This is a genomic window from Pelomonas dachongensis (assembly GCF_043555865.1).
In the GTDB taxonomy this organism is placed as follows: domain Bacteria; phylum Pseudomonadota; class Gammaproteobacteria; order Burkholderiales; family Burkholderiaceae_C; genus Pelomonas; species Pelomonas dachongensis.
The window spans coordinates 883,174-901,466 of the sequence record NZ_JBIGHY010000002.1 but is presented as its reverse complement, the minus strand read 5'-3'; the positions used below and the strand labels follow the sequence as shown (position 1 = coordinate 901,466).

General features: G+C 68.0%; 17 protein-coding genes, 1 tRNA gene and 1 pseudogene. 10 read left to right on the top strand and 9 right to left on the bottom strand.

Going from position 1 to position 18,293, the window contains the following annotated elements; all coding sequences use genetic code 11:
* Positions 1-2: 2 nt before the first annotated feature.
* On the bottom strand, positions 3-1,031 hold the full coding sequence (locus ACG02S_RS08700) for a CDP-6-deoxy-delta-3,4-glucoseen reductase (RefSeq protein WP_394470043.1): 1,029 nt from the start codon (positions 1,029-1,031) through the stop codon (positions 3-5).
* A gap of 76 nt (positions 1,032-1,107) precedes the next feature.
* On the opposite strand from ACG02S_RS08700, the gene ACG02S_RS08695 reads away from it, so the two are divergent.
* Entirely contained in the window at positions 1,108-1,968 is an 861-nt protein-coding gene (locus ACG02S_RS08695; RefSeq protein ID WP_394470042.1) for an SDR family oxidoreductase, read from the top strand.
* Here the strand turns inward: ACG02S_RS08695 and ACG02S_RS08690 are convergent.
* Together ACG02S_RS08690 and ACG02S_RS08685 are read right to left on the bottom strand one after the other, a co-directional pair.
* Positions 1,965-2,546 (bottom strand): rhomboid family intramembrane serine protease, encoded by a 582-nt coding sequence (locus tag ACG02S_RS08690; RefSeq protein ID WP_394470041.1) that lies wholly within the window; start codon positions 2,544-2,546, stop codon positions 1,965-1,967. The two genes, ACG02S_RS08695 and ACG02S_RS08690, sit on opposite strands and share 4 nt — an antisense overlap.
* A gap of 91 nt (positions 2,547-2,637) precedes the next feature.
* Positions 2,638-2,722 (bottom strand) — tRNA-Leu (locus tag ACG02S_RS08685).
* A 93-nt stretch (positions 2,723-2,815) separates the two neighbouring features.
* Here ACG02S_RS08685 and cysM point away from each other — a divergent pair.
* From cysM to ACG02S_RS08670, 3 genes are read left to right on the top strand one after another with little or no spacing between them, the layout of a single operon-like run.
* Positions 2,816-3,712, top strand: coding sequence for a cysteine synthase CysM (gene cysM / locus ACG02S_RS08680; protein WP_394470040.1), 897 nt, complete (start codon positions 2,816-2,818; stop codon positions 3,710-3,712).
* Complete coding sequence (locus ACG02S_RS08675) at positions 3,709-4,242, top strand: NUDIX domain-containing protein (RefSeq protein ID WP_394470039.1); 534 nt, start codon at positions 3,709-3,711, stop codon at positions 4,240-4,242. The genes cysM and ACG02S_RS08675 overlap by 4 nt, the downstream gene beginning before the upstream one ends.
* Positions 4,243-4,247: 5 nt before the next feature.
* Positions 4,248-4,475: a sulfurtransferase TusA family protein gene (locus ACG02S_RS08670; protein ID WP_394470038.1), complete on the top strand. Its 228-nt coding sequence runs from the start codon at positions 4,248-4,250 to the stop codon at positions 4,473-4,475.
* Between the two features lie 5 nt (positions 4,476-4,480).
* Here ACG02S_RS08670 and galU read toward each other — a convergent pair whose 3' ends face one another.
* Positions 4,481-5,374, bottom strand: a complete 894-nt coding sequence (gene galU / locus ACG02S_RS08665) for a UTP--glucose-1-phosphate uridylyltransferase GalU (RefSeq protein WP_394470037.1) — start codon at positions 5,372-5,374, stop codon at positions 4,481-4,483.
* Positions 5,375-5,456: 82 nt separating this feature from the next.
* Here galU and ACG02S_RS08660 point away from each other — a divergent pair, with 82 nt between their 5' ends.
* A complete protein-coding gene (locus tag ACG02S_RS08660; RefSeq protein WP_394470036.1) occupies positions 5,457-6,398 on the top strand; it encodes an NAD(P)-dependent oxidoreductase in 942 nt (313 codons plus the stop codon).
* Here ACG02S_RS08660 and ACG02S_RS08655 read toward each other — a convergent pair.
* Entirely contained in the window at positions 6,392-9,202 is a 2,811-nt protein-coding gene (locus ACG02S_RS08655) for a valine--tRNA ligase (protein WP_394470035.1), read from the bottom strand. The two genes, ACG02S_RS08660 and ACG02S_RS08655, sit on opposite strands and share 7 nt — an antisense overlap.
* A gap of 160 nt (positions 9,203-9,362) precedes the next feature.
* Here ACG02S_RS08655 and ACG02S_RS08650 point away from each other — a divergent pair, with 160 nt between their 5' ends.
* Both ACG02S_RS08650 and ACG02S_RS08645 read left to right on the top strand, forming a co-directional pair.
* A complete protein-coding gene (locus ACG02S_RS08650) occupies positions 9,363-10,070 on the top strand; it encodes a response regulator transcription factor (RefSeq protein ID WP_394470034.1) in 708 nt (235 codons plus the stop codon).
* Positions 10,067-11,140, top strand: a complete 1,074-nt coding sequence (locus tag ACG02S_RS08645; protein ID WP_394470033.1) for a sensor histidine kinase — start codon at positions 10,067-10,069, stop codon at positions 11,138-11,140. Before ACG02S_RS08650 ends, ACG02S_RS08645 begins: the two co-directional genes overlap by 4 nt.
* A gap of 3 nt (positions 11,141-11,143) precedes the next feature.
* On the opposite strand, the gene ACG02S_RS08640 is transcribed toward ACG02S_RS08645, so the two are convergent.
* A complete protein-coding gene (locus tag ACG02S_RS08640) occupies positions 11,144-12,121 on the bottom strand; it encodes a GMP reductase (protein WP_394470032.1) in 978 nt (325 codons plus the stop codon).
* 531 nt (positions 12,122-12,652) lie between these two features.
* A pseudogene (locus ACG02S_RS08635) lies at positions 12,653-13,255 on the bottom strand (GDP-mannose pyrophosphatase); the annotation flags it as partial.
* A 60-nt stretch (positions 13,256-13,315) separates the two neighbouring features.
* Here ACG02S_RS08635 and ACG02S_RS08630 point away from each other — a divergent pair.
* Both ACG02S_RS08630 and ACG02S_RS08625 read left to right on the top strand, forming a co-directional pair.
* Positions 13,316-14,077, top strand: coding sequence for a DeoR/GlpR family DNA-binding transcription regulator (locus ACG02S_RS08630; protein ID WP_394470031.1), 762 nt, complete (start codon positions 13,316-13,318; stop codon positions 14,075-14,077).
* Between the two features lie 61 nt (positions 14,078-14,138).
* A complete protein-coding gene (locus ACG02S_RS08625; RefSeq protein WP_394470030.1) occupies positions 14,139-15,272 on the top strand; it encodes a beta-ketoacyl-ACP synthase III in 1,134 nt (377 codons plus the stop codon).
* Between the two features lie 12 nt (positions 15,273-15,284).
* Here ACG02S_RS08625 and ACG02S_RS08620 read toward each other — a convergent pair whose 3' ends face one another.
* Together ACG02S_RS08620 and ACG02S_RS08615 are read right to left on the bottom strand one after the other, a co-directional pair.
* Positions 15,285-16,823 (bottom strand): methyl-accepting chemotaxis protein, encoded by a 1,539-nt coding sequence (locus ACG02S_RS08620; RefSeq protein ID WP_394470029.1) that lies wholly within the window; start codon positions 16,821-16,823, stop codon positions 15,285-15,287.
* A gap of 10 nt (positions 16,824-16,833) precedes the next feature.
* Positions 16,834-17,631 carry a transporter gene (locus ACG02S_RS08615; RefSeq protein WP_394470028.1) on the bottom strand — a complete coding sequence of 266 codons (798 nt, stop codon included), beginning with the start codon at positions 17,629-17,631 and terminating at the stop codon, positions 16,834-16,836.
* A gap of 114 nt (positions 17,632-17,745) precedes the next feature.
* Between ACG02S_RS08615 and ACG02S_RS08610 the strand changes: the two genes are divergently transcribed.
* Positions 17,746-18,255, top strand: a complete 510-nt coding sequence (locus ACG02S_RS08610) for a hypothetical protein (RefSeq protein ID WP_394470027.1) — start codon at positions 17,746-17,748, stop codon at positions 18,253-18,255.
* The last annotated feature ends 38 nt before the right edge of the window (positions 18,256-18,293 follow it).

The window sequence follows — 18,293 nt, the reverse complement described above, 5'->3', positions numbered from 1 at the left end:
GCTCAGCCGTTCGCGTGCTTGTCGGCTTCGGAAGTGAAGGCGTCCGCGTAGAACTCGGTGTCGGGGAGTCCGCACTGGGCAACAAAGTCCTTCTGGGCGGACTCGACCATGATGGGCGCGCCGCATGCATAGACCTGATGGGCGGTCATGTCGGGCACGTCGGCCATGACGGCCTGGTGCACGAAGCCCGTGCGACCCGTCCAGCCTTCGTCCGGCTCCGAAAGCACGGGCACGTAGGTCAGCGTGGGCCACTCGGCCGCCACCTGCGCGATCCAGTCGCTCAAGTACAGGTCGGCCTGCTTGCGGGCGCCCCAGTACAGCACCATGGGCCGCTTCGATTCGATGTGGCGGGCGCGCTCGATGATCGCCTTGATGGGCGCGAAACCGGTGCCGCTGGCCAGCAGCACGATGGGCTTCTCGCTGTCCTCGCGCAGGAAAAAGCTGCCGAAAGGCCCTTCCATGCGCAGGATGTCCTTCTCCTTCAGCGCACCGAACACGTGGTCGGTGAACTTGCCGCCCGGCATGTGGCGGATGTGCAGCTCGATCTGACCCGGCAGCGAATGCGGCGCGTTGGCCATCGAGTAGCTGCGGCGCGAGCCGTCGCGCAGGATGAACTCGACGTACTGGCCGGCGCGGAACTGGAAGTTCTGGTTGGCGGCCAGCTGCATGGTCAGCACGGCTACGTCAGGCGCGGGCTTCAGCATCGCGGCCACGCGCGTGGGCAGCTTCAGCACCTGGAACTCGCCGGCGCCGGGCACGGTGCGGGCCTCGACGACGCAGTCCGTCTGGGGCCGTGCACAGCAGGTCAGCACAAAGCCGGCAGCTTCTTCTTCGGCAGACAGCGCCTTGGGCTGGTGGTTGCCATGCACGACGGCGCCTTCCAGCAGCTTGCTCTTGCAGGAGCCACAAGCGCCGTCCTTGCAGCCGTAGGGCAGGCCGACGCCGTTGCGGATGGCGGCGGCGAGCAAGGTGTCGTCGCCCTCGGTGGTGTAGACGCGGCCGGCGGGCTGGATGGTGATCTGGTAGGACATGAGGGCTTCAAAAAGCAAGCGGCCCCGCAGCGAATCCCGGGGCCGTAGACTGCCCGCCATTTTGCCGTACCCCCGAATGACCCCGAGGCTCCTCATCATTGGTTGTGGCGATGTGGGCTTGCGCCTGCTCAAACTTCTTGCAGGCCGTTGGCGCTTGTTCGCGCTGACGTCCAGCCCCGAGCGCGTGCCGGCGCTGCGTGCCGCAGGCGCCGTGCCGCTGCTGGGCAACCTGGACGATGCGGTCACGCTGTCGCGGCTGGCCGGGCTGGCGGACCTCGTGCTGCACCTGGCGCCGCCCGCGCGGGACGGTGACACCGATGTCCGCACGCGCCAGCTGCTCGGCGCGTTGGCACGCCGGCCGCCGGCCGCGCTTGTCTACGTCAGCACCACCGGCGTCTATGGCGATTGCGGCGGCGCCGTCATCGACGAAACGCGCGCGCTGAACCCGGCCACCGACCGTGCGGCTCGGCGCGTCGATGCCGAGTCGCAGCTGCGCGCCTTCGGCCGCCGCCACGGCACGCGCGTGAGCCTGCTGCGCGTGCCGGGCATCTACGCGCGCGACCGTGAGGGCGGCCATCCGCGGGAGCGGCTGGCCAAGGGTACGCCGGTGCTGCTGCGCGAGGACGATGTGTTCACCAACCACATCCACGCTGACGACCTGGTGCGCGCCTGCCTGCTGGCGCTGCTGCGCGGCCAGCCGCAGCGCGCCGTCAACGTCTGCGACGACAGCCAGTTGCTGATGGGCGACTACTTCGACCTGGCGGCCGACCTGTCAGGGCTGCCGCGGCCCGAGCGCATCACGCGTGCGCAGGCGGCCGAGCGCATGAGCGCGATGCAGCTGAGCTTCTGGAGCGAGTCGCGCCGGATCTTGAACCACAGGCTCAGGCGTGAGCTGCGCCTGAAGCTTCGGTACCCGACGCCGCGCGAAGGGCTCTAGCCGCGCCGGCGCGGCGAGCGCCAGTGGCGGATCAACAGCCACGCGCCCAGCATGCCGCCCAGGTGAGCGAAGTGGGCCACGCCGCTGGAGCGGCCGAAGCCCAGGATCAGCTCCAGGCCGCCGAAGATCGCAACGAAGTACTTGGCCTTCATCGGGATGGGCGGGATCAGCGGCACGATGATTCGGTTGGGGAACAGCATGCCGAACGACAGCAGCAGGCCGAAGATCGCGCCAGAGGCGCCCACCGTCGGCGCGTTGGTGCCGATGACCCAGGTGAACAGCAGCTGCACGGCGGCCGCGCTCAGCGTGCTGGCCACCAGGATCTGCGTGTAGCGCTTGGGACCCCAGACACGCTCCAGCTCGCCGCCAAACATCCACAGCCCCAGCATGTTGAACAGCAGGTGCATGAAGTCGCCATGCAGGAAGGCGTAACTCAGCGGCTGCCAGGGCAGGAAGGCGCCCGACTGCAGCGGCCACAGCTCGAACCAGAAGGCCAGCGACGGGAACAGGATGAAGAAGCAGAAGGCACCGGCGCAAGCCAGCATGAAGGCTTTGGTGACCTGAGGCAGCGGAGGCATGGAGTTGCGGCTGTGCGCCGGGAGGGCGCCTGCACCGGAAGGGCCGGTGCTTACCGTTTTGAGTATGCCAGGGGAAAAAAGCCGTTTCGTCTGGTGCCCGGGGCCGGACTCGAACCGGCACACCTTGCGGCGGGGGATTTTGAGTCCCCTGCGTCTACCGATTTCGCCACCCGGGCCCGTCGGAAACTGCTTTCTCGCCGTTGCAGCGAGGGGCTGGATTATGCACTCGCCAAGGCTTGGTTTTTGAACCCGCTGCCACAATCGCCCGAATGAACTATCCGACCCTCGAAGACGTCATCGGTGCCACGCCCCTGGTGCGACTGCAGCGCCTGCCAGGCCCCGATGCGCGCGGCAACGTGATCCTGGCCAAGCTGGAGGGCAACAACCCGGCCGGCTCGGTGAAGGACCGACCGGCCATCAGCATGATCAAGCGTGCCGAGGAGCGCGGCGAGATCAAGCCCGGCGACACGCTGATCGAGGCGACCTCGGGCAACACCGGCATCGCACTGGCGATGGCGGCGGCCATCCGCGGCTACCGCATGGTGCTCATCATGCCGGAGGACTTGTCCATCGAGCGCGCGCAGACGATGAAGGCGTTCGGCGCCGAGCTGATCCTGACGCCCAAGACCGGCGGCATGGAGTACGCCCGCGACCTCGCTGAGCAGATGGCCCGGGAAGGCAAGGGCCGCGTGTTGGACCAGTTCGCCAACCCCGACAACCCGCGCGTGCATTACGAGACCACCGGCCCCGAGCTGTGGAAGGACACGGGCGGGCGCATCACGCACTTCGTCAGCGCCATGGGCACGACCGGCACCATCACCGGTACGTCACGCTTCCTGAAGGAGCAGAACGCGGCCGTGCGCATCGTTGGTGCGCAGCCGGCCGACGGGTCGCGCATCCCGGGCATCCGCAAGTGGCCCGAGGCCTACCTGCCCAAGATCTACGACCCGAGCGGCGTGGACGAGCTGGTGCTGGTGAGCCAGGCCGACGCCGAGGACATGGCGCGCCGCCTGGCCCGCGAGGAAGGCCTGTTCGCCGGCATCTCGGCGGCGGGCGCCTGCTGGGTGGCCTTGCAGATCGCCAAGCAGGTCGAGAACGCGACCATCGTGTTCATCGTCTGCGACCGCGGCGACCGCTACCTGTCCACCGGGGTGTTCCCGGCGTGAAAGCGCCGACCTATTGTCCCGACTGCGCGACGCCGCTGGCGTCGATCACGCTGGCTGAGGACGGCGGCGACAAGACGCGCCTGCGCTGCCCGGCCTGCGGCTGGACGCACTGGAACAACCCGACGCCAGTCCTGGCGGCGGTCATCGAATGCATGGACCGCGACGGCCAGGTGCTGCTGGCACGCAATGCCGCCTGGCCGGGGCGTTTCTTCGGCCTGATCACCGGCTTCATGGAGGCCGGCGAGAGCCCCGAGGAGGGCATCCGCCGCGAGATCGGCGAAGAGACGGCACTGCAGGTCGATCAGTTGACGCTGCTGGGCGTCTGGGACTTCCAGCGCATGAACCAGATCATCATTGCGTACCACGCGCAGGCGCACGGCGACATCCGGCTGTCGCAAGAGCTGGCCGAGTACCAACTGATCGCGCCCGAAGAGGTGCGCTGCTGGCCGCAGGGCACCGGTCAGGCCCTGGCGACGTGGCTGCGCTCCAAAGGCATCGAACCGCAGTGGCTGGACCTCAAGAGAGAATGAAGATCATGGACGTGCAACGCGAGATCGACACCCGGGGGCTGAATTGCCCGCTGCCCATCCTGAAGGCCAAGAAGGCGCTGGCCGAGATGCTCAGCGGCGAGTTGTTGCGCGTGGTCGCGACGGACCCAGGTTCGCTGCGCGACTTTCAGGCCTTCGCACGTCAGACGGGCAACGAACTGGTCGAGCAGGTCACCGCAGGCGCGGAGTTCGTCCACATCCTGCGGCGCCGCTGAAGCCCTCAGATGTCCAGGGTCTGCAGGTACTCCCTGAAGCCCGGACCCAGCTGCGGGTGGGCCAGTGCCAGCTCGACATTCGCCTGCAGGAAGCCTTCCTTGCTGCCGCAGTCGTAGCGCTTGCCGTCATAGCGGAAGGCGAACACCTTCTCGCGGCGCAGCAACCCGGCGATGCCGTCGGTCAGCTGGATCTCGCCGCCCACGCCGCGCGGCTGGTTGGCGATCTCGTGGAACACGCCTGGCGTCAGGATGTAGCGGCCCGCCACGCCCAGGCGTGAGGGCGCGTCCTCGGGTGCGGGCTTCTCCACGATGCGGGTCACGTCCATCACGTTCTCGTTGACGTGCGTGCCGGCGACGATGCCGTAGCGGCGCGTGTGCTCTGCCGGCACTTCCTGCACGGCCAGGATGGAGGCACGCCAGTCGGCGTATTGCTCGACCATCTGCTTCAGGATGCCTCGCCCCGGCTGCGGACCGACCATCAGGTCATCGGCCAGCAGCACGGCGAAAGGCTCGTTGCCCACCAGGCGCTGGCCGCACAACACCGCATGACCCAGGCCCAACGCCTGCGCCTGGCGCACGTAGATGCATTCCATGTCGGCCGGCTTGACGCTGTGCACGACGTCCAGCAGTTCCTGCTTGCCGGCTTTCTCCAGCGCCACTTCCAGCTCGAAGGTCATGTCGAAGTGGTCTTCGATCGGGCGCTTGTGGCGGCCGGTCACGAAGATCATCTCGCGGATGCCGGCTTCGTAGGCTTCCTCGACGGCGTACTGAATCAGCGGCTTGTCGACGACCGGCAGCATCTCCTTGGGCTGGGCCTTGGTGGCCGGCAGGAAACGGGTGCCGAGTCCGGCGACGGGAAAGATGGCTTTGGTGACAGGAGCGCGGGATGTGGAGGCCATGGATACACTGAATAGCAAGGTTCGGGCCATTCTGTCATGGGGCGTATGACAGCCATGACCCTCAAGTTGGGCACATAAAACAATGACCGTCCTGATATTGGAACCGCTGGAAGCTGAGGTGGTGCAGTGGCTCGGCGAGCGCCATGACGCGCGCTTTGCACCCGAGCTGGTGGGCGATGCAGTCGGCCTGGCGGCGGCGGTGCACGACGTGCGGGCACTGGTGGCGCCGCCCGAGGTGCGCATCGACGTGCAACTGCTGCGCGCGGCGCGCCAGCTCAGGGCCATCGGCCGGGCAACGGGAGGGGCGGAGAACATCGACCTCGATGCCTGCCGGCAGGCGCGCGTGGAGGTGGTGCGCTCGCAGGCGTCCACCGCCGGAGCCGAGGCGGAATTCGCCATCGGCGCGTTGTTGAACCTGCTGCGGCGCCTGCCGGTGGAAGGCAGCGACGGCATGCGGGTGGGGCGTGAGCTCGGCTGCTCGACCATCGGTCTTCTGGGCCTGACGCCGGCAGCGCGCGTGATGGCGCAGTTGCTGCAGGCCTTCGGCTCGCGCGTCGTGGGCTACGACCCGGGCCTGCATCCCAGCGACTCCATCTGGGCGCGCTGGGGCATCGATTGCATGGCGCTGGACGAGCTGGTGGAGCACAGCGACGGGCTGGTGTTGCTGCTGCCCTACTTCGAACGATTTCGCGGCCTGTTGGGCGCCCGGCAGCTGGAGCATGCCCGCGCCGGCCAGGTGCTGGTCGCGCTGAGCCAGTCCAGCCTCGTCGACGGCGCTGCGCTGGCGCGTGCGCTGCACGGCGGCCAGATGCGGGCGGCGTGGTTCGACTGCCTGGAGCCGGGTTGGCTGGACAGCGGCGGGCCGCTGCACGGCTTGCACAACCTGCAAGTCACGCCGCGGCTGGCCGGCACGACGCGGGAGTCGCGCGTGCGTGCGGCGTGGGCTGTGGCACGCGGCATCGACGGGCTGTTGAGCAAGGCGCTGGACACGAAACGCGGCAGCCCCCGCGCCGCCGCTTACTGAAGTCGCGCCAGCTGCTCGCGCAGGCGAGCAACCGTCTCCTTGAAGCCTGCCACGCGTGCGCGCTCCTGCTCGACGACGGCGGCCGGCGCGCGGGCGACGAAGCTCTCGTTGCCCAGCTTGGCCTCGGCCTTGCCAATCTCGCCTTCCAGGCGCGTGGCCTCCTTGGTCAGGCGGGCGCGCTCGGCCTCCACGTCGATCTCCACCTTCAGCGCCAGCTTCGCAGCGCCGTGCACCAGCACCGGCGATGTGGCGCTGTGCTTCGCAAATTCGGCGTCGTCGGCGATCAGTTCCACGGCGCTCAGCTTGGCCAGCACCTTCAGCACGGCGGCGGCTTCACTCAGGAAGCTCAGGTCGCCGCCCACCAGCAGCGGCACGCGGTCGCTCGGGCTCAGGTTCATCTCGCCGCGCAGGCTGCGCGTGATGCCGACGACGTCCTTGAGTTGCGTCATCCAGGCGTCGGCGCTCGCATCGATGCGCTCGGGTGCCGCGATGGGGTAGCCGGCCTGCGTGATGTAGTCCACTGTCTTGCGGCCGGCCACCGGGGCCACGGTCTGCCACAGCTCCTCGGTGATGAAGGGCGCGATGGGGTGCAGCAGGCGCAGCGTGGTCTCCAGCACGCGGATCAGCGTGCGGCGCGTGGCGCGCTGCTGGGCCTCGTCGCCGGTCTGGATCTGCACCTTGGCGATCTCCAGGTACCAGTCGCAATACTCGTCCCAGACGAAGCTGTAGACCGCGTTGGCCACGTTGTCGAGACGGTACTCGGCGAAGCCTTGTGCGGCGGCGGCTTGCACACGCTGCAACTCGCTGACGATCCAGCGGTCGGCCTGACTGAACTTGTTGTAGCCGGGCGGGCAGCTGCCCTGCGCATTCGCGAGGCCGCAGTCCTGGCCTTCGCAGTTCATCAGCACGAAACGGGTCGCGTTCCAGAGCTTGTTGCAGAAGTTGCGGTAGCCCTCGCAGCGCTTGGTGTCGAAGTTGATGTTGCGGCCCAGGGACGCATACGACGCCATCGTGAAGCGCAGCGCGTCGGCGCCGTAGGCTGGCATGCCGTCGGGGAACTCCTTCTTCACGCGCGCGGCGACCTTGGGTGCCGTCTCGGGCTTGCGCAGGCCGGTGGTGGACTTCTGCGTCAGCGTGTCCAGGTCGCAGCCCTGGATCAGGTCCACCGGGTCCAGCACATTGCCCTCGGACTTGCTCATCTTCTGGCCCTGCGAGTCGCGCACCAGGCCGTGGATGTAGACGTCCTTGAACGGCACCTGGCCGGTGAAATGCTTGGTCATCATGATCATCCGGGCGACCCAGAAAAAGATGATGTCGTAGCCGGTCACCAGCACCGAGGACGGCAGGAACAGCGACTGCTCCAGGGTCTTCTCGGGCCAGCCCAGCGTCGAGAACGGCACCAGCGCTGACGAGTACCAGGTGTCCAGCACGTCGGGGTCGAGCGTCAGCTCGCCCACGTAGCCGGCGGCCTTGGCGCGGCCTTTCGCTTCCTCTTCGCTGCGTGCGACGAACAGTTCGCCGTTCGTGCCGTACCAGGCCGGGATTTGGTGGCCCCACCACAGCTGGCGCGAGATGCACCAGTCCTGCAGGTTGCCCATCCAGTGGTTGTAGGTGTTGACCCACTGCTCGGGGAAGAACTTCACCTCGCCGCTGGCGACCGCCTCGATGGCGCCGTCGGCGATGCTCTTGCCGCTGCTGCCGGGCTTGGTGGTGGCGACGAACCACTGGTCCGTCAGCATGGGCTCGATGACCTGGCCGGTGCGCTCGCAGCGGGGCACCTGCAGCTTGTGCTTCTTCACTTCGACCAGCAGGCCCAGTGCTTCCAGGTCGGCCACGATGCGCTTGCGGGCAACGAAGCGGTCCAGGCCGCGGTAGGTCTCGGGCGCGTTGTCGTTGATCTTGGCCTGCAGGTCCAGCACCGTGATCATCGGCAGCTTGTGACGCTGGCCGACCGCATAGTCGTTGGTGTCATGCGCTGGCGTGACCTTGACGACGCCAGTGCCGAACTCGCGGTCCACGTAGTCGTCGGCAATGACCGGGATCTCGCGGCCGGTCAGCGGCAGCTTGACGAGCTTGCCGATCAGCGCGGCATAGCGCTCGTCCTCGGGGTGGACCATGACGGCCACGTCGCCCAGCATGGTCTCGGGGCGCGTGGTGGCCACGACGACGGAGCCGCTGCCATCCGCCAGCGGATAGCGGATGTGCCACAGCGAGCCGTCCTCTTCCTCGGAGCTCACTTCGAGGTCCGACACGGCGGACTGCAGGATCGGGTCCCAGCTCACCAGGCGCTTGCCCCGGTAGATCAGGCCTTCCTCATACAGGCGGACGAAGGTCTCGACCACGACGTCCGAGAGCTTCTCGTCCATCGTGAAGTACTCGTGTGCCCAGCTGACCGAGTCACCGAGGCGGCGCATCTGGCTGGTGATGGTATTGCCGGACTGCTGCTTCCACTCCCACACGCGGGCGACGAAGTTCTTGCGGCCCAGGTCGTGGCGGCTCTGGCCAGCCGCTTGCAGCTGGCGCTCCACGACGATCTGCGTGGCGATGCCGGCGTGGTCGGTGCCGGGCACCCACAGCGTGTTGTCGCCCAGCATGCGGTGGTAGCGCGTCAGCGAGTCCATCACCGTCTGGTTGAAGGCGTGGCCCATGTGCAGCGTGCCGGTCACGTTGGGCGGTGGCAGCTGGATGCTGAAGGACGGCTTGGCCGGGTCCAGCGTCGGCGCGTACAGGCCGGCGGCCTCCCACTTTGGGCCCCAGTGGGCTTCCAGGGCGGCGGGTTCGAAGGACTTGGCAAGTTCTGTCACGGGCAAATCTCGGCTGGCGCTCGGCGAGCAGAAGTGCGTCGCAGAGCCTGTCGGCAGGGGAGGGAGGACCGATTTTATGGGCGTGCGTCGATACAAACCGAAACCCGGCGATACCGCGATGAGATGTGCCGCCCAGGGCCGCAATGAAAATGCGACGACCATGCACCGACTGCTGCTGATCGACGATGACGAGGCCCTGGCCGGTCCGCTCGCGCACTACCTGGCCCGATTCGACCTGCAGCTGGAGGCGGTCACGCGGCCCAGCGCCGCGCTGGCGAGGCTGGCGGTGCAGCGCTTTGACGCGCTGATCCTGGACGGCATGCTGCCCGAGATGGACGGCTTCGAGTTCTGCAGGCGGCTGCGCGCCGGTGGCGACCCGTGGCGCGACATGCCGGTGCTGATGCTGACGGCGCGCGGCGACCTGACCGACCGCGTCGTGGGCCTGGAGCTGGGGGCCGACGACTACCTGCCCAAACCGTTCGAGCCGCGCGAGCTGGCCGCTCGGTTGCAAACCATCCTGCGCCGCACGCGCCTCGCGCCCGCGCCCATTGCCGTGTCGCAGCCGGCGCATCAGCTCCGCTTCGAGGGCCTGCAGATCGACGCGGCACGCCGCGAGGTGCGCGCGGGCTGCGGCGTCATCGAGCTGACCGGCACCGAGTACGAGTTGCTGCTGATGCTGGCGCGCGAGCCGGGCAAGGTCTTTTCGCGCGATGACATCCTGAACCGGCTGCGCGGCCAGGAGGCCGAGCTGTACACGCGCGCCGTGGACATCCTCGTCAGCCGTCTGCGCCGCAAGCTGGAGCCGCTGGCAGCGTTGAAGACGTTGCGCAACGCCGGCTATTGCTTCGCCCTGCCGGAACTGCCTTGAGCCACCCCTACGACCACCGCTGGCGCGAACGCTGGCAACGCAACCGGGCCAAACGCGCCCGCCGTATGAGCCGCGACGGGGCATACCGCTGGCGCCTGCGGCACCGTTGGCACCAGCGCTGGCATCACCATCACAAGCAGTTCAAGCACTCGCTGGGCGCACGGCTCATCGCCATCTTCGTCGTGCTGGCCGGCACGAGCAGCCTCTTGCTGTGGACGTCGATGCGCAGCCCCGACGTCCTGCTGTTGTGCGTCATGGGGCTGCTGGGGGTCATCGGGATGGCCTTCGGCCTGATCCGCCACATGGTGCAGCCGCTGCATGCCTTGGCTGTGGGCGCTGAAGCCTTCCGGCGTGGAGAGTTCGCGCACCGCGTGCCGGTCATCCATGGCGACGAGATCGGCGACCTGGCGCAGCGCTTCAACCAGATGGCCGCCGACATCCAGGCCATGCTGGACGGCAAGCGCGCGCTGCTGCTGGCCATCAGCCACGAACTGCGCAGCCCGCTTACGCGCGCGCGGCTGCATGCGGAACTGGTGGGTGAGGGTGAATCGCGCGATGCGCTGCTGGACGAGCTCGCTCAGATGCGCGACATGATCAACGCGTTGTTGGAGAGCGAGCGGCTGGGCAGCGGGCACAGCGCGCTGCAGCTTTGCGAGGTCGACCTGGCTGCGCTGGCGCGCGAGCAGGCGCAGCCGAGGCTGGAGTTGCTCATCGAGCCGGATCTGCCGCTGTTGAGACTGGACCGGCTGCGCGTGCAGCTGCTGCTGCGCAACCTGATTCACAACGCGTTGCGCCACAACGACCCGTCGCGCGGCGCCGTGCAGCTGAGTCTGCAGCGGGCTGGTACCGGCCTGCAGCTGAAGGTGCGCGACTTCGGCCCCGGCGTGCCGCCCGAGGCCTTGCCGCAGTTGGGCCAGCCCTTCTACCGGCCGGACCAAGCGCGCACGCGCCACGAGGGCGGCGTGGGCCTGGGCCTGTGCCTGTGCCGACTGGTGGCCGAGGCGCATGGCAGCCGGCTGGTGCTGCGCAACGTCGAGCCGGGGCTGGAGGCCGCGGTGACGTTGCGTTAGGCGTCACATGAACAGGTGCTCGCCCGCGTTCTCGCCGCCGAGCACGACGTAGTTCACCCGCTTCAGGTCCGCCAGCTGCGTGCCGCCGGCATAGGAGATGGAGCTTTGCAGGTCTTCCTGCATTTCGCGCAGCGTGTCTGGCAGCTTGCCCTTGACCGGCTCCAGGATGCGCTTGCCTTCCACGTGGCGGTACTCGCCCTTGTTGAAGTCCGACGCTGAGCCGTAGTACTCCTTATAGCGCTTGCCGTCGACCTCGACCGTTTGGCCGGGCGACTCCTCGTGGCCGGCGAACAGCGAGCCGACCATGACCATGCTGGCGCCGAAGCGCACGCTCTTGGCGATGTCGCCGTGGTGGCGGATGCCCCCGTCGGCCACGATGGGCTTGGTGGCCACGCGGGCACACCACTTCAGCGCCGACAGCTGCCAGCCGCCGGTGCCAAACCCGGTCTTCAGCCGCGTGATGCAGACCTTGCCCGGGCCCACGCCAACCTTGGTCGCGTCCGCACCCCAGTTCTCCAGGTCGATGACGGCCTCGGGCGTACCCACATTGCCGGCGATGACGAAGGTGTCGGGCAGTTGGTGCTTGATGTGCGCAATCATGCGCTGCACGCTTTCGGCATGGCCGTGCGCGATGTCGATGGTCAGGTAGTCGGCGCCCACGCCATCGGCGGCGAGCTGGCTGACCAGCTCATGGTCGGCCGGTTTCACGCCCACGCTCAAGCTGACGATCAGGCCCTTGTCGCGCATGGCGCGCGCATAGGCCAGGCTGTCCAGGTCGAAGCGGTGCATCACGTAGAAGAAGCCCTCGCGAGCCAGCATCTCGGTGATGGACTCATCGACGACGGTCTTCATGTTCGCCGGCACGACCGGCAGGCGGAAGCGGTGCGGGCCGAACTGTACCGAGGCGTCGCAGTCGGAGCGGCTGTCCACGCGGCATTTGCGCGGCAGCAGCAGGATGTTGTCGTAGTCGAAGATTTCCATGGTTCAAGTTCACAGTTGCGGCGCGCGTTCGTGCAGTGCGCGACCTGGGCTGCGAGCGCTTGACTTGGCTCTGCCGGCTTCGTGCCCGCGAAGTAAGCGAGCAGAAAAAACCGGACGCCAAAAATTTGGGCCCGGTGATTGATTCTACGCAGTCAACGCGATCAGGGAAGGCAGGCCGTAGTGGACCCGCAGTCCGTGTGCCAAGGCGGCCTGAACCATCGCATCGGCGCCGGCCGAGTCGCCACCGATGCGCAGCAGCACATCGCAGCGTTCGAGCACGGCCTGCGCGTTCGGATGGAAGACACGGTCCCAGATGGCGTCACCGCGCCCGCCGCCTTGCGCGGCGATCAGCGGCAGCGTGACCCACTCGCCCAGCACCGGCACATGGCCTGCCGCCGCGACTTGCACGGCGGCGTCCTGCATGGCCTGCACATTAGCGGCAATGAGGTCGTCGCGGTCGCTGGTGCCGCTGCGGTAGGGGCCAGCGATGAAGACCAGCAGCGGCCCTTGCCTTGGCGGCGGACCGAACACATGCCGTTCGGCCCAGCGCAGCAGCATGATCGTCTTCGCATCGACGATCTCGCCGGCCTCGACCTGCCGCATCGCCTCGTCGAAGCCGATCTCGAGGCGGGCGATGTCCTCGCCCTCGTCGACCAGGCCGCCGCCTTCGCCCACGAGGTCGCGCTCCTCGTACTCGGCAGCAAAGAAGTGCAGCTTCTCCGTCACCGAGCCGGGGCTCATGTAGGCCTCGAACAGCGGCTGCACGTCGCGCAGCCGCACGCCGGCTTCCTGCTCGGCCTCGGCGCGAATGCAGCTGACCGGATCGGCCTCGTCCAGCAGCCCTGCCACGGTTTCCACCATCAACTGCTGCCAGCCATTCACGAAGACGGGGTAGCGGAACTGCCGCGTCAGCATCACGCGGCGGCGCTCGAGCTGGTAGAGCAGCAGCGTCGCGCCGTTGCCGCGGTCATAGGTCTCGCGATCCTGCGCCTGCCACTGGCCGTCGCTGCGCAGGAAGTCGAAGCGCGTGGTCTTCAGCGTGTACCAGTTGTCCGACAGCAGACGCACCTGTTGCACACGAACTCGGTCCCGGAGCGGCAGATCGGCAATGCGGGCGGGTGACGGGGATTGCATGAAAATTCCTGTATTGAGTATTAATCATGCAAAATAACGCAAAAACATGCAAGCCCACGGATGCTGACCGAACAACGCCACCTGACTATCTTGGATGAACTGCAGCTGAGCGGTCGCGTGCTGGCGCGCGAGCTGGCCGAGCGGCTGGCCGTGTCGGAGGACACCATCCGCCGCGATCTGCGCGACCTGGCCCAGCGCGGCGCCCTTCAGCGCGTGCACGGCGGCGCGCTGCCGGTGTCGCCAGCGCTGGCCAACCTGGCGCGGCGTGGTGCCATTGCGTTGGATGAGAAGCGCGCGCTGGGCCGCGCGGCAGCGGCCCTGATCGCCGACGGGCAACTGGTCTTCGTCGACGGCGGCACCAGCACGCTGTCCCTGGTGCAGCAACTGCCGGTCACGCTGCGCGCCACCATCGCCACGCACAGCCCCGTCATCGCCGCAGCGCTGATCGAGCACCCGAGCGTGGAGGTGCTGATGCTGGGCGGCCGGCTGTTCAAGCACTCCGGCGTGGCCGTGGGTGCCGGCGTGGCGCAGGCCGTCCAGGCGCTGCGGGCGGACTGCTGCTTTCTGGGCGTGACCGGCGTGGACGCTGCGTTCGGCCTGTCCACTGGTGACTTCGAGGAGGCCCAGGTCAAGGCGCTGCTGATGGCGCAGGCGGCCGAGACCGTGTTGATGGCCAGCAGCGACAAGCTGGGCAAGGTTTCACCCTTCCGCGTTGCGCCGCTGGCGGCGCTGTCCACGCTCATCGTCACGCCGCAGGCCAGCGCGGACGCACTGGCTTCACTGCGCCGCCCTGGGCTGGACATCCTCGTCGCGCGCGACTGAGCGGCCAGCGGGCTCGATAAGATTCCGGCCTCGTCCACCCGCGGCGGTTCACGTCCTCACTATGCAAACCTCACTTCCGGCAGTGGTCATCAGCGGCACCGGCATCTACCGCCCGCCGCACGTCATCACCAACGCCGAGCTGGTGGATGCCTTCAACCGCTACGCCGACCTGCAGAACGCTGAACACGCCTCGGCCATCGCGGCCGGCGAGCGCACGGCGCTGACGCACTCCAGTGTCGAGTTCATCGAGAAGGCATCCGGCATCCAGCAGCGCTACGTCATCGAGAAGGACGGCGTGCTGGACCCTGCCCGCATGTATCCGAAGTTCACGCCGCGGGGCGACGACGAGATCTCTCTGATGGCCGAGATTGCCGTTGATGCCGCGCGGCAGGCGCTGCAGCAGGCCGGCAAGACCGGTGCCGACATCGACGCGGTCCTGTGTTCCAGCGCCAACATGCAGCGCGCCTATCCGGCCATGGCCGTCGAGATCCAGCAGGCGCTGGGCGCGGGCGGCTACGGCTTCGATATGAACGTGGCTTGCTCGTCGGCCACCTTCGCGCTGGAGCAGGCCTTCAACGCGGTGCGCTCCGGCGCGTCCCAGTGCGTGCTGGTCGTGAGCCCTGAGATCACGTCCGCCCACTTGGAATGGCGCGACCGCGACTGCCATTTCATCTTCGGTGACGTCTGCACGGCGTTGATCGTCGAGCGTGCCGACACGGCCACGGGGCCTGACCAGTGGGAGATCCTGGGCACGCAGCTGGCCACGCAGTTCAGCAGCAACATCCGCAACAACTTCGGCTTCATGAACCGCGCCGAAGACCGCGACCCCAATGCGCGCGACCTGACCTTCTATCAGGAGGGCCGCAAGGTCTTCAAGGAAGTGGTGCCCATGGCCGCGGCCCATATCGAGGCGCACCTCGGCAAGCTGGGCCTGGAGCCTACGCAGGTCAGCCGCTACTGGCTGCACCAGGCCAACAAGGGCATGAACCAGCTGGTCATCAAGAAGTTGGTGGGCGCGGACGCCGGCGATGAGATCGCGCCGCTGATCTTGAACGAGTACGCCAATACGGCGTCGGCGGGCTCCATCATTGCCTTCCACCAGCATCGTGCCGACCTGAAGGCCGGCGACGCGGGCGTCATTTGCTCGTTCGGTGCGGGCTACTCCATTGGCAGCGTGGTTGTCAGGAAACGCTGACCGCGCCCAGCGCTAGCGCGGCAGCCGGAACTGCGCGACCAGCTCCGCCAGCCGTGCCGCCTGATCCTTCAGGCTCTCGGCCGCGGCGGCGCTTTCTTCCACCAGCGCGGCGTTCTGCTGGGTCATCTGATCCAGGATGGCGACGGCCGAGCCTACCTGGCCGATGCCGCGACTCTGCTCGTCGCTGGCCGCGCTGATCTCGGCGATCAGGTCGCTGACCTTGCGCACCTCGGCCACGATGCTCTGCACCGTTTCACCGGCACGGCCCACCTGCGTGGTGCCGGTCTCCACGCGCTCCACACTGTCGCCGATGAGGCCCTTGATCTCGCGCGCAGCTGTGGCCGAGCGCTGTGCCAGCGAGCGCACTTCCGACGCGACCACCGCGAAGCCGCGCCCCTGCTCGCCAGCGCGTGCCGCCTCGACGGCCGCGTTCAGCGCCAGGATGTTGGTCTGGAACGCGATGCCGTCGATGACGCCGATGATGTCGGCGATGCGTCGCGAACTGGCCGAGATGCCGGCCATGGTGCTGACGGCCTCGGCCACGGCGGTGCCACCTTGTTGCGCCACCGCCGCGGCCGAGCGTGCCAGCGCGGTGGCGCGCTGCGCGGTCTCGGCGTTGTTGCGCACGGTGGCGGTCAGCTCCTCCATGGCCGAGGCGGTCTGCTCCAGGCTGCTGGCCTGCTCCTCGGTGCGCTGGCTGAGGTTGGTGCTGCCGATGGCGATCTCGGCCGAGCCGGTGGCGATGGAGTCTGCGCTGGCGCGCACCTGACCGACGATGTGGGCGAGGCCGCTGCCCATCTGCTGCAACGCCAGCAGCAACTGTCCGGTCTCGTCGCGGCCGTGCCCCTCGATGCGGTGGCTGAGGTCGCCAGCCGCCACGGTCTGCGTGTGGCTGACCGCGCGCTGCAGCGGTTGCGTGATGCTGCGCGCGGCCAACTGGTTGACGACGAGCAGTAGTGTGGCGCCCACCACGGCGGCGGCGATCAGCAGCCACCGGGTCTGCGAGGCCGAGGCCGCGCCATCGGCGTCCGTCTGGCGGGCGAACTGCTGGATCAGGTCGCTCAGCTCCTCCATGTCGGTTTCCAGCGCCTTGAACGCCGTGGCAAAGTCCGGCAGGCGCGCTTCCGCCCCGGCCAGGTCGTTGCCGGCCAGCTTGACCACTTCGTTGGCGCTGGTGATGTAGGCGTTCAGCTCGCCCTCGGTCTTGGCTACAGCCGCCGTGATCGCCGGGCTGAGCGACAGCGACTTCAGCTCTGTCATGTGGGCGCGAAACTCCTGCGTGTGTTCGCCGATGTCCTTCTGCACGTCCACCAGCTCGGCGGTGTTGCCCTTGATGCCGCCCAGCACCGCGCGCAGCACGTCGCCGCGCAGCGCGTCGTGCATCATGTCCGCCTCCAGCTGCGCGCGCAGTGCCGTGTTGGAGCGGGCGACGGACGCCGCCGTGCCGGACAGTGTGCCCAGCGCCAGGTAGCCCACCAGCCCGACGATGGCGACGAAGGCCACGCCCATCAGGCTCAGCGCCAGCAGCCGCTGGCGGATGTTGAAGTTCATGGCGGATTCCTCAGAAGCGGGCCGACAGCCCCACCGTCCACGACAAGTCCGGCGCGTTCTTGTTGATGCCCCGGGACAGCGCGACATCGGCCTGCAGGTTGCGATCCAGCAGGTAGGCCAGGCCGGTGTCGAAGGTGATCACGCTGCCGCCGTTCCGGCTGGAGGCCAGCTGCTGGCCCGAGACCTCGACGAAGCCGCGCAAGCGCTCGGTCAGCGACTTGCCGATGACGGCGGCCAGGATGGCGCCCGTGAAATGCCGGCCCTCTTCGTCGCGGTCCCGGTACAGCCCTGGCATCACGCCCGCCGACCAGCCGCCCGGCAGCTCCCACTCGGCCACCATGCGCAGCGACGGCCTCAGCCCCTGGCCGCGGAACGCGCCCGAACCGCTGTCCACGTCCACGTGCAGCAGCCACGCCAAGCCAGGCGTGAGGGTCGCCTCGTCGCCGTCGCGCTGGTGCCATTTCACGCCGACCGCCAGGTCCGACCAGCCGCGTTCCTTCGTCGTCGTCCCGGCCTCCTGGATCGTCTGGCGCAGCCGGCCGTCAGTCTCGAAGCGCAGCTCCCAGGCGTCGGCCACGCCCACCCGCAGCAGCGTCGGCGTGCTGGCCGTGCGCGACGTCAAGCCACCCTGGCGGTCGCGTTCCCAGGCCAGGCTGGTCTCGATCTGCACGCGCCCTTTGCCGACCACGTTGCTGGACTCGACGAAGTCAGGCCGGTCGGTGGCGATGGTGTCATCCTCATCTGCACAGGCCGGGCCGATGAAGGCCAGCGCCAGCAATCCTGTCAGCAGCGCAGCGTAGTGGTTCACGGCGGCTCCCTGGTGATGTCAGCTAGCGAGTCACTCTAGCGGAGTGGCTGCCGACTGGCGACCCGACTGCGCTATCGTGTGTGCCGCCCAACAAGCAGACCAGGGAGCCGTGTCATGTCTTACCGCTCAGAACTCTTGATTTCGGCTTGCCTGCTCGCGGGGTTGATGCAGGCCGCTGCTGCGTCCGACCTGCCGCGCAAGCGGTACGAGATCCGCGTCGAGGAAACAGGGACGCGATTGGGGCGCGTCGCCATCCGCTCAAGTTTGCCGCTGAACCGCCGCTATGCCGAACTGGACGAAGCCGAGAGAGCGCTGATCAGGGCCGAATACGAAGGCATGCCCGCCGCGGACGAGCCACCATTCCCCGCGCAGGGCCTGTTGCCGATCTTCAACGCCATCCAGGACGGCATGGACAAGCTGTTCCCCAGCGGCGCGATGACCGTTGTCGCCGACGTGGACTCAGAGGGCAAGGTGCGCCATGTTGACGTGTTCGGCGATGTCCAACCCGAGTTCGCCCGCTTCTCGTCCGCCGTGCTGATGGTCACCCCTTTCAAGCCAGGGTTCTGCGGCGGCAAGCCCTGCAACATGCAATACGTGCTGCGGATGCAGTTCTCCAAGATCTGATCGCTGCCTGGCCGGGTCGTGCGCTATCGTGCCGGCCC

Coding starts and splice junctions, on each gene's coding strand:
- ACG02S_RS08695 (WP_394470042.1), top strand. CDS start 1,108: ATGACCCCGAGGCTCCTCATCATTGGTTGTGGCGATGTGGGCTTGCGC.
- cysM (WP_394470040.1), top strand. CDS start 2,816: ATGAACTATCCGACCCTCGAAGACGTCATCGGTGCCACGCCCCTGGTG.
- ACG02S_RS08690 (WP_394470041.1), bottom strand. CDS start 2,546: ATGCCTCCGCTGCCTCAGGTCACCAAAGCCTTCATGCTGGCTTGCGCC.
- ACG02S_RS08610 (WP_394470027.1), top strand. CDS start 17,746: ATGTCTTACCGCTCAGAACTCTTGATTTCGGCTTGCCTGCTCGCGGGG.
- ACG02S_RS08700 (WP_394470043.1), bottom strand. CDS start 1,031: ATGTCCTACCAGATCACCATCCAGCCCGCCGGCCGCGTCTACACCACC.
- ACG02S_RS08625 (WP_394470030.1), top strand. CDS start 14,139: ATGCAAACCTCACTTCCGGCAGTGGTCATCAGCGGCACCGGCATCTAC.
- ACG02S_RS08640 (WP_394470032.1), bottom strand. CDS start 12,121: ATGGAAATCTTCGACTACGACAACATCCTGCTGCTGCCGCGCAAATGC.
- ACG02S_RS08630 (WP_394470031.1), top strand. CDS start 13,316: ATGCTGACCGAACAACGCCACCTGACTATCTTGGATGAACTGCAGCTG.
- galU (WP_394470037.1), bottom strand. CDS start 5,374: ATGGCCTCCACATCCCGCGCTCCTGTCACCAAAGCCATCTTTCCCGTC.
- ACG02S_RS08650 (WP_394470034.1), top strand. CDS start 9,363: ATGCACCGACTGCTGCTGATCGACGATGACGAGGCCCTGGCCGGTCCG.
- ACG02S_RS08620 (WP_394470029.1), bottom strand. CDS start 16,823: ATGAACTTCAACATCCGCCAGCGGCTGCTGGCGCTGAGCCTGATGGGC.
- ACG02S_RS08660 (WP_394470036.1), top strand. CDS start 5,457: ATGACCGTCCTGATATTGGAACCGCTGGAAGCTGAGGTGGTGCAGTGG.
- ACG02S_RS08670 (WP_394470038.1), top strand. CDS start 4,248: ATGGACGTGCAACGCGAGATCGACACCCGGGGGCTGAATTGCCCGCTG.